The 9,598-nt window shown below is 54.0% G+C and carries 8 protein-coding genes; 7 read left to right on the forward strand and 1 reads right to left on the reverse strand.

The genetic code is table 11. The annotated features are described in order from the left end of the window. Nucleotides 1-13: 13 nt before the first annotated feature. The gene (locus FDX03_RS20880; protein WP_003024052.1) at nt 14-877 is read left to right on the forward strand and encodes a YicC/YloC family endoribonuclease; all 864 of its coding nucleotides are present in this window, start codon (nt 14-16) and stop codon (nt 875-877) included. Between the two features lie 259 nt (nt 878-1,136). Further along, nucleotides 1,137-1,754: a trimeric intracellular cation channel family protein gene (locus FDX03_RS20885; protein ID WP_003024049.1), complete on the forward strand. Its 618-nt coding sequence runs from the start codon at nt 1,137-1,139 to the stop codon at nt 1,752-1,754. Here FDX03_RS20885 and ligB read toward each other — a convergent pair. After that, complete coding sequence (ligB, locus tag FDX03_RS20890) at nt 1,751-3,430, reverse strand: NAD-dependent DNA ligase LigB (protein ID WP_137346523.1); 1,680 nt, start codon at nt 3,428-3,430, stop codon at nt 1,751-1,753. The genes FDX03_RS20885 and ligB overlap by 4 nt on opposite strands. A gap of 261 nt (nt 3,431-3,691) precedes the next feature. Between ligB and gmk the strand changes: the two genes are divergently transcribed. The 5 genes from gmk to recG are packed head-to-tail and all read left to right on the forward strand — an operon-like array spanning nt 3,692 to nt 9,565. After that, nucleotides 3,692-4,315, forward strand: a complete 624-nt coding sequence (gene gmk, locus FDX03_RS20895; protein ID WP_019078035.1) for a guanylate kinase — start codon at nt 3,692-3,694, stop codon at nt 4,313-4,315. Nucleotides 4,316-4,369: 54 nt separating this feature from the next. Further along, nucleotides 4,370-4,645: a DNA-directed RNA polymerase subunit omega gene (gene rpoZ, locus FDX03_RS20900; RefSeq protein WP_000135058.1), complete on the forward strand. Its 276-nt coding sequence runs from the start codon at nt 4,370-4,372 to the stop codon at nt 4,643-4,645. Between the two features lie 18 nt (nt 4,646-4,663). Further along, nucleotides 4,664-6,778 carry a bifunctional GTP diphosphokinase/guanosine-3',5'-bis pyrophosphate 3'-pyrophosphohydrolase gene (gene spoT / locus FDX03_RS20905; RefSeq protein WP_003024038.1) on the forward strand — a complete coding sequence of 705 codons (2,115 nt, stop codon included), beginning with the start codon at nt 4,664-4,666 and terminating at the stop codon, nt 6,776-6,778. Nucleotides 6,779-6,788: 10 nt separating this feature from the next. Then, nucleotides 6,789-7,478 (forward strand): tRNA (guanosine(18)-2'-O)-methyltransferase TrmH, encoded by a 690-nt coding sequence (trmH, locus tag FDX03_RS20910; protein ID WP_003837594.1) that lies wholly within the window; start codon nt 6,789-6,791, stop codon nt 7,476-7,478. A 5-nt stretch (nt 7,479-7,483) separates the two neighbouring features. Next, entirely contained in the window at nt 7,484-9,565 is a 2,082-nt protein-coding gene (recG, locus tag FDX03_RS20915; protein WP_137346524.1) for an ATP-dependent DNA helicase RecG, read from the forward strand. The last annotated feature ends 33 nt before the right edge of the window (nt 9,566-9,598 follow it).

Below are 9,598 nucleotides of genomic sequence, written 5' to 3' on the forward strand. Positions count from 1 at the left end.
AACAGGAACGTCTATGATCCGCAGCATGACCGCCTACGCCCGGCGTGAAATCAAGGGTGAATGGGGTAGCGCTACCTGGGAAATGCGCTCGGTAAACCAGCGTTATCTGGAAACTTATTTTCGCCTGCCGGAGCAGTTCCGTAGTCTTGAACCCGTTGTTCGCGAGCGTATTCGCACGCGTCTGACGCGCGGTAAGGTCGAATGTACCCTGCGTTTTGAGCCTGATGCCAGCGCTCAGGGCGAGCTGATTCTGAATGAAAAGCTCGCTAAACAGCTCGTTAGCGCTGCTAACTGGGTCAAAATGCAGAGCGATGAAGGTGAAATCAACCCGGTTGATATCCTGCGTTGGCCTGGCGTAATGGCTGCCCAGGAGCAGGATCTGGACGCCATTGCCGCCGAAATCCTCGCCGCACTTGACGGTACGCTGGATGACTTCATCGTCGCACGTGAAACTGAAGGTCAGGCGCTGAAAGCGCTGATCGAGCAGCGTCTGGAAGGCGTCAGCGCTGAAGTGACGAAGGTACGTGCGCATATGCCGGAAATCCTGCAATGGCAGCGTGAGCGTCTGGTAGCCAAACTGGAAGATGCTCAGGTGCAACTGGAAAATAATCGTCTTGAGCAAGAGCTGGTGCTGATGGCGCAGCGTATCGACGTGGCTGAGGAACTGGATCGCCTGGAAGCCCACGTCAAAGAAACCTACAACATCCTGAAGAAAAAAGAGGCCGTTGGCCGTCGTCTGGACTTCATGATGCAGGAATTCAACCGTGAGTCGAACACTCTGGCATCAAAGTCTATCAATGCCGAAGTGACTAATTCCGCGATTGAACTGAAGGTATTGATCGAGCAAATGCGCGAACAGATTCAGAATATCGAGTAAGTCACCATCTCACGTAGCCCGTCAATAAACGGCGGCGCTACGTGCTTTTCCCGACGCTATTAGTTCTCATCTATGCGACCAGAATTATATTTTCTCATCATTTATTGTCACCACTCATATCACAAAGCGCATGCCATAACGTGTTTACAACAATTTCGCATTAGCTGTAGTTATTAAAATCACTTCACCTTAGAAAATCTCAATCGTGACAATGCGCACAAATCGTTAACCTTAGCCCCCAGCAAATCAGGGGGAATACATGCTGTTACACGTTTTATACTTAATTGGTATTACTGCCGAAGCCATGACCGGTGCGCTTGCGGCTGGGCGTCGTCGTATGGATACATTTGGCGTCATTATCATTGCCACCGCGACGGCCATTGGCGGTGGTTCAGTACGCGATATTCTTCTCGGGCATTATCCGCTCGGCTGGGTAAAGCACCCTGAATACGTCATTATCGTGGCGACCGCTGCGGTACTCACCACCATTATTGCTCCTGTCATGCCCTACCTGCGTAAAATCTTCCTCGTCCTGGATGCGCTGGGCCTGGTGGTCTTTTCTATTATTGGCGCTCAGGTGGCGCTGGATATGGGCCATGGTCCGATTATCGCCGTGGTCGCTGCGGTCACTACCGGGGTTTTCGGCGGCGTATTACGCGATATGTTCTGTAAACGCATCCCGCTGGTGTTCCAGAAAGAACTGTATGCCGGCGTATCATTTGCCGCTGCCGTGCTGTACATCGTGCTGCAGCATTATGTCTCCAGCCACGATGTAGTAGTTATCTCCACCCTGCTTTTCGGCTTTACCGCCCGACTACTGGCGCTGCGCCTGAAGTTAGGACTGCCGGTGTTTTACTATCGTCATGAAGGGCATTAAGGCATAAAGCCCGTGATCCGCTGAGCAGCTAACCAGTTGCTCAGCGCGGTGATCTCCCGATTCTTCAGCCACTGCATCACCTGCCGAGCCCGCCGCTCCCCCATAAAAGGAAGCTGCCGCCAGCTTTGTTCACTACGCTCGTGTAACTGCAGCCATGAACCATCCCGACTGGCATTCAGCGTAGCCTGTGTTATCGGTATTCCCATAGCAATCAGCCAGCGCGTGAACGGAAGATCGCGTGACAGGTTGAACTGATGCCATAACTTATCCCCTTTACTTACACCAAATGTGGCCTGTAGTTGTTCCTGAGTTAGCCCAAGCCAGGAAAAGATATGCTCAAAGCGATACGCCTGATGGAGCTCCCGCCATCCCGCCTCGCCGATGCCCTCCAGCCCCAGTACCTCTTTGGCCCCCAGCCAGACCAGCCTTGCGACAAACTGCGCATAACACTCCGGGGTAGCATAAAAACAGGTTAATGAATTGAAGCGACCCTCAGGTGGCGTTGGCTTAGTACGTTGAGTACTGCGCCAGACCACCTCATCTATACGGGGGATCCCCTGCCCGGCAAGGCTTATCAGAATCTGATCGCCAGGTGCAATATCCCATTCATTCCAGCGTCGGACAGAGCCAATATTGACGCGCTGCACCCGCTTATCATCCAGCATGATGGGCTTCAACATAGCAACAACGGCAATTTTCCCGCTTTTGCCAACAGAGAACTGAATACCCGTCACCTCAGACACCCTGGCCACGGGAGGATATTTCCACGCTGCCAGCCAGTCTCCCTGTCCAGGGAGCCAGTATCGCGCCTGCGGCTCTTTTCCCGTTCGCACAACTACGCCATCCGTCACAAAAGGTAATGCTGAACTCCACCAACTGGCGCGTGCTTGCTCGACATCATCTGCACTCTTCACGGCCCTGGTAAAATGTTGCGTAAAACTGAAACCGGCAGCAGTGAGTTGTTCCAGTCTTTCCGACATGGCAGCCGGTCCATCGGGCCACGCCCAGATAAAAATAGCCAGCGAGCGTAACATTTCCGGATTGCTCTGGCGCATCATCATTCCAGCAACTTTTGAACGGGCGTTCATTCCCCCTCTCTGCTGTTGGATATGCCCTTCCTGCTGCAAAAATATCTCACCCTGCAGAGTACTGTTAGCGAGCTGTCCCTTGGTGATATGGGGTACGGAAGGGATCTGAAGAACCTTTTGCGTCCAGTCTTCACCTTTCAGGCCGTTACCACGGCTAATCGCCCGGACCAAATTGCCATTGCGATAAACCAGCGTCACCGCCACGCCATCCACCTTCGGCTGTACCCAGAGATCGCTGCGGGCCTGCATCCATTGCTGTAGCGCTTTCTTATCGGCAAGTTTTCGAACTCCCGTATGGGGAACAGGGTGCGAGACGGTGCCACTTATTGGGGGCGCAGACAGATCTGTTTTGGCTTCATCGCCAAAACAACGTTGCCATTGGATGAGTTGCGCATTGAGCTGGTCATAAACGCCGTCGTCTACGGCACTTTCACCCTGTTTCCAGTAACTGTCATTCCACTGTGTTATCTGCTGCTGTAGTCGTGAAATTTCCTCATTTGCCCGGGCAGGCGACCAGACGGGGCAAACAGCCCATACAGGTAAATTCCAGACCAGCAAAACCAGCCCTATGCATTTCCATGATCCCATGCTACCTCCGCTGAACACTGCATTTCCCGGCAGATATAGCGCGAAGTGAAAGGGAAGCAGAGCGGCAAATATTCACTCTGCGGGCAGCATTCCTGACATTTGCACGTATTGCTGCAAATCGCGGATAAAACAGGAAACTGGTACGCAAAACGCAATAAACATGCGCAAAAAGTGTGACAAAGGCTACGTAGCAAAGCGGCTACGTGTATAATAAGCCCGTATGTAGGCTCTCTTTCGACAATCACATACATTAAGATACTCATGGCTCAAGGCACGCTTTATATTGTTTCTGCCCCCAGTGGCGCGGGTAAATCCAGCCTGATTCAGGCTTTATTAAAGACCCAACCGTTGTATGACACCCAGGTTTCTGTTTCGCACACCACGCGCGCACCGCGCCCGGGGGAAGTGCACGGTGAACACTATTTCTTTGTGAACCATGATGAATTCAGAACCATGATTGGCAGAGACGCGTTCCTGGAACACGCGGAGGTTTTCGGTAATTACTACGGCACCTCACGTGAAACCATTGAGCAAGTATTGGCATCCGGCGTAGACGTCTTTTTAGATATCGACTGGCAAGGTGCGCAGCAAATTCGTCAAAAAATGCCGCATGCGCGCAGTATTTTTATTTTGCCGCCATCTAAGATTGAGTTGGATCGCCGTCTGCGTGGCCGCGGTCAGGATAGCGAAGACGTGATAGCAAAACGTATGGCGCAAGCTGTTGCAGAAATGAGCCATTACGCCGAATATGATTATCTTATTGTGAACGATGATTTCGATACCGCCCTGGGCGATTTGAAAACCATCATTCGCGCCGAACGTCTGCGCATGAGCCGCCAAAAGCAGCGTCATGACGCTTTAATCAGCAAACTGTTGGCAGACTGAACCCACATTCAGTATCATGCCCAGTCATTTCTTCACCTGTGGAGCATTTTAAGTATGGCACGCGTAACTGTTCAGGACGCTGTAGAGAAAATTGGTAACCGTTTTGACCTGGTACTGGTCGCCGCGCGTCGCGCTCGTCAGATGCAGGTAGGCGGAAAGGATCCGCTCGTACCGGAAGAAAACGATAAAACTACCGTTATCGCGCTGCGCGAAATCGAAGAAGGTCTGATCAACAACCAGATCCTCGACGTGCGTGAGCGCCAGGAACAGCAAGAGCAGGAAGCCGCTGAATTACAAGCCGTTACCGCTATTGCTGAAGGTCGTCGTTAATCACAAAGCGGGTCGCCCTTGTATCTGTTTGAAAGCCTGAATCAGTTGATTCAAAACTACCTGCCGGAAGACCAGATTAAGCGTCTTCGGCAGGCGTATCTCGTTGCACGTGACGCTCACGAGGGCCAGACACGTTCAAGCGGTGAACCCTATATCACGCACCCGGTAGCGGTAGCCTGCATTCTGGCCGAGATGAAACTCGACTACGAAACGCTGATGGCCGCGCTGCTGCATGACGTGATTGAAGATACCCCAGCCACCTACCAGGACATGGAACAGCTTTTTGGTAAAAGCGTTGCAGAGCTGGTAGAGGGGGTATCGAAGCTTGATAAGCTTAAGTTTCGCGATAAGAAAGAGGCGCAAGCTGAAAACTTTCGCAAGATGATTATGGCGATGGTGCAGGATATCCGCGTCATTCTCATCAAACTTGCTGACCGTACCCACAATATGCGCACGCTGGGCTCATTACGCCCGGACAAGCGTCGCCGCATCGCCCGTGAAACCCTCGAAATCTATAGTCCGCTGGCACACCGTTTAGGTATTCATCACATTAAAACCGAGCTGGAAGAGCTGGGTTTTGAAGCACTGTACCCGAACCGCTATCGCGTGATTAAAGAAGTGGTTAAAGCCGCTCGCGGCAACCGTAAAGAGATGATCCAAAAAATCCTCTCGGAAATCGAAGGGCGTTTGCAGGAGGCAGGCATTCCGTGTCGCGTAAGTGGGCGTGAGAAGCACCTGTACTCTATCTACTGCAAAATGGTGCTCAAAGAGCAGCGTTTTCACTCCATCATGGATATCTACGCTTTTCGCGTTATCGTTCATGATTCCGATACCTGCTATCGCGTACTCGGCCAGATGCATAGCCTGTACAAACCACGTCCTGGTCGCGTGAAAGACTATATCGCCATTCCAAAAGCGAACGGATATCAGTCTTTGCACACCTCAATGATCGGCCCTCACGGCGTTCCGGTTGAAGTACAGATTCGTACTGAAGACATGGACCAGATGGCAGAGATGGGTGTCGCAGCGCACTGGGCTTACAAAGAACACGGCGGCGAAAGCAGCACCACCGCACAAATCCGCGCTCAGCGCTGGATGCAAAGCCTGCTGGAACTGCAGCAGAGCGCCGGTAGCTCATTTGAATTTATTGAAAGCGTCAAATCTGATCTCTTCCCGGATGAGATTTATGTTTTCACACCGGAAGGGCGCATTGTTGAACTGCCTGCCGGTGCAACGCCTGTCGACTTCGCCTACGCCGTGCATACCGATATCGGTCACGCCTGCGTCGGCGCGCGCGTCGACAGACAGCCTTACCCGCTTTCACAACCGCTCTTTAGCGGTCAGACAGTTGAGATTATTACCGCCCCGGGTGCGCGCCCGAATGCAGCATGGCTCAACTTCGTCGTCAGTTCGAAAGCGCGCGCCAAAATTCGCCAGTTGCTGAAAAACCTCAAGCGCGATGATTCCGTGAGTCTGGGTCGTCGACTGCTCAACCATGCACTGGGCGGTAGCCGTAAACTGGCTGAGATCCCGCCAGAGAGCATCCAGCGTGAGCTTGAGCGCATGAAGCTCGCCACGCTTGACGATCTGCTCGCAGAAATCGGTCTGGGTAACGCCATGAGCGTGGTGGTTGCGAAAAACCTCCAGCAGGGCGAAGCAACGGCAAACGTGCCAGCGCAATCTGGCCATGGCCATCTGCCGATCAAAGGCGCAGACGGCGTGCTGATCACCTTCGCGAAATGCTGCCGTCCAATTCCAGGCGATCCCATCATTGCCCACGTCAGTCCGGGTAAAGGTCTGGTGATCCACCATGAGTCCTGCCGTAATATTCGTGGCTACCAGAAAGAGCCAGAGAAATTTATGGCGGTGGAATGGGATAAAGAAACAGAGCAGGAATTCATCACCGAGATTAAGGTGGATATGTTTAACCACCAGGGTGCTCTGGCGAACCTGACGGCGGCAATTAACACGACCACCTCCAATATTCAAAGTCTGAATACGGAAGAGAAAGATGGTCGCGTCTATAGCGCCTTTATTCGCTTGACCGCTCGCGATCGCGTACACCTGGCAAATATCATGCGCAAAATCCGCGTCATGCCGGACGTGATAAAAGTCACCCGTAACCGTAACTAGAACACGTTTTATGAATGAACAGCGCTATGCACGTATCCGCGAAATGCTCGCACGTCGTCAGCCCGATCTGACCGTCTGCATGGAAGAGGTCCACAAGCCTCATAACGTTTCCGCTATCATTCGTACTGCAGATGCGGTCGGCGTGCATGAAGTCCACGCCGTCTGGCCGGGTAGTCGTATGCGCACCATGGCCTCTTCTGCCGCAGGCAGCAACAGTTGGGTGCAGGTGAAAACTCACCTTACTATTGGCGATGCGGTCACACATTTAAAAAACCGCGGCATGCAGGTTCTGGCAACTCATCTGTCAGATAAAGCCGTGGATTTTCGCGAGATTGATTACACTCGCCCCACCTGCATCCTGATGGGCCAGGAGAAAACCGGCATCACTCAGGAAGCGTTGGATCTGGCGGATCAGGATATCATCATTCCTATGACTGGCATGGTGCAGTCGTTGAACGTTTCGGTCGCCTCCGCGCTGATTCTGTACGAAGCACAACGCCAGCGGCAAAACGCTGGGATGTACCGACGAGAAAACAGCATGCTGCCACAAGACGAGCAACAGCGCTTACTGTTTGAAGGCGGTTATCCTGTGCTGGCGAATGTCGCTAAGCGCAAAGGCCTTCCCTACCCTCACGTAAACACGCAGGGCGAAATCGAAGCCGATGCAACGTGGTGGGCCACTATGCAGTCTGCGAGATAAACGCGATGAAAGGCCGTTTACTGGATGCCATCCCACTCAACTCTCTGACCGGCGTTGGCGCAGCGCAAAGCAGTAAACTGGCGAAAATTGGCCTGCACACCGTACAGGACCTCCTGCTACACCTCCCCCTGCGTTACGAAGACCGTACTCATCTTTACCCTATCGGCGAACTGCTGCCGGGCGTCTATGCCACCGTTGAAGGCGAAGTGCTGAACTGCAATATCACCTTTGGCGGTCGCCGGATGATGACCTGTCAGATCAGCGATGGTTCCGGCATTCTCACCATGCGCTTTTTCAATTTCAGCGCAGCAATGAAAAACAGTCTCGCCACCGGGCGTCGGGTACTGGCCTATGGCGAAGCCAAACGCGGGAAATACGGCGCAGAGATGATCCACCCGGAATACCGCGTGCAGGGCGATCTCAGCACGCCGGAATTGCAGGAAACTCTCACTCCGGTTTACCCGACAACCGAAGGCGTGAAGCAGGCCACGCTGCGCAAGCTGACCGATCAGGCACTGGATCTGCTCGATACCTGCGCCATTGCCGAACTGCTGCCACCAGAGCTGTTACAGGGCATGATGAGCCTGCCCGAAGCACTGCGCACGTTGCACCGCCCCCCACCGTCGCTGCAACTCAGCGATCTGGAAACAGGACAACATCCGGCGCAGCGACGTCTGATTCTCGAAGAACTGCTGGCGCATAATCTCAGCATGCTGGCATTACGCGCCGGGGCGCAGCGTTTTCATGCCCAGCCGCTGAGCGCAAACAATGCGCTGAAAGATAAGCTGTTGGCGGCGCTACCATTTAAACCGACCGGTGCACAGGCCCGCGTTACCGCTGAGATCGAACGTGATATGGCACTGGATGTCCCAATGATGCGCCTGGTACAGGGTGATGTCGGCTCCGGTAAAACGCTGGTTGCGGCGTTAGCCGCCCTGCGCGCTATCGCACATGGTAAGCAGGTTGCGCTGATGGCCCCCACCGAATTATTGGCTGAACAACATGCGAATAACTTCCGCAGCTGGTTCGCGCCGCTGGGCGTTGAAGTAGGCTGGCTGGCAGGTAAACAGAAAGGCAAAGCGCGCCAGGCGCAACAGGAAGCCATTGCCAGCGGTCAGGTGCAGATGATTGTCGGTACTCATGCAATTTTCCAGGAACAGGTTCAGTTCAACGGTCTGGCACTGGTTATCATCGACGAACAGCACCGCTTCGGGGTGCATCAGCGTCTGGCGCTGTGGGAGAAAGGCCAGCAGCAGGGTTTCCACCCGCACCAGCTCATCATGACCGCCACGCCGATTCCGCGCACCCTGGCGATGACCGCCTATGCCGATCTCGACACCTCAGTAATTGATGAACTCCCACCGGGACGCACCCCGGTCACCACGGTGGCGATTCCGGATACCCGCCGCAGCGACATCATTGATCGCGTGCGCAACGCCTGTACCCACGAGGGGCGTCAGGCATACTGGGTCTGTACGCTGATTGAAGAGTCTGATCTGTTAGAAGCTCAGGCGGCAGAAGCGACGTGGGAAGAGCTTAAACTGGCGCTGCCAGAACTCAATATTGGCCTGGTACACGGCCGTATGAAGCCCGCCGAGAAGCAGTCAGTAATGGCAGCCTTTAAGCAGGGTGAACTGCATCTGCTGGTTGCCACCACGGTGATTGAAGTGGGCGTGGACGTGCCAAACGCCAGCCTGATGATTATTGAAAACCCGGAGCGCCTGGGCCTGGCCCAGCTGCATCAGCTACGTGGCCGCGTAGGTCGTGGCGCGGTGGCCTCCCACTGCGTCCTGCTGTACAAATCACCGCTGTCTAAAACCGCGCAGAAACGCTTACAGGTTCTGCGAGACAGCAACGACGGGTTCGTGATTGCGCAAAAAGATTTAGAGATTCGCGGCCCCGGCGAGCTGTTAGGTACTCGCCAGACCGGAACGGCAGAATTCAAGGTCGCAGATTTACTGCGTGATCAGGCAATTATCCCGGAAGTTCAGCGCATTGCTCGCCATATTCACGAACGTTATCCGCAGCAGGCGGTGGCGCTGATTGAGCGCTGGATGCCGGAAACCGAACGCTACTCCAACGCATAGTCGATTCATAGCGGCGGCGGATGTTACCCCGCC

Origin of the sequence: Citrobacter sp. wls827 (assembly GCF_005280875.1) — a bacterium.
Taxonomy (GTDB): domain Bacteria; phylum Pseudomonadota; class Gammaproteobacteria; order Enterobacterales; family Enterobacteriaceae; genus Citrobacter; species Citrobacter youngae.

Coding starts and splice junctions, on each gene's coding strand:
- recG (WP_137346524.1), top strand. CDS start 7,484: ATGAAAGGCCGTTTACTGGATGCCATCCCACTCAACTCTCTGACCGGC.
- rpoZ (WP_000135058.1), top strand. CDS start 4,370: ATGGCACGCGTAACTGTTCAGGACGCTGTAGAGAAAATTGGTAACCGT.
- trmH (WP_003837594.1), top strand. CDS start 6,789: ATGAATGAACAGCGCTATGCACGTATCCGCGAAATGCTCGCACGTCGT.
- gmk (WP_019078035.1), top strand. CDS start 3,692: ATGGCTCAAGGCACGCTTTATATTGTTTCTGCCCCCAGTGGCGCGGGT.
- FDX03_RS20885 (WP_003024049.1), top strand. CDS start 1,137: ATGCTGTTACACGTTTTATACTTAATTGGTATTACTGCCGAAGCCATG.
- FDX03_RS20880 (WP_003024052.1), top strand. CDS start 14: ATGATCCGCAGCATGACCGCCTACGCCCGGCGTGAAATCAAGGGTGAA.
- ligB (WP_137346523.1), bottom strand. CDS start 3,430: ATGGGATCATGGAAATGCATAGGGCTGGTTTTGCTGGTCTGGAATTTA.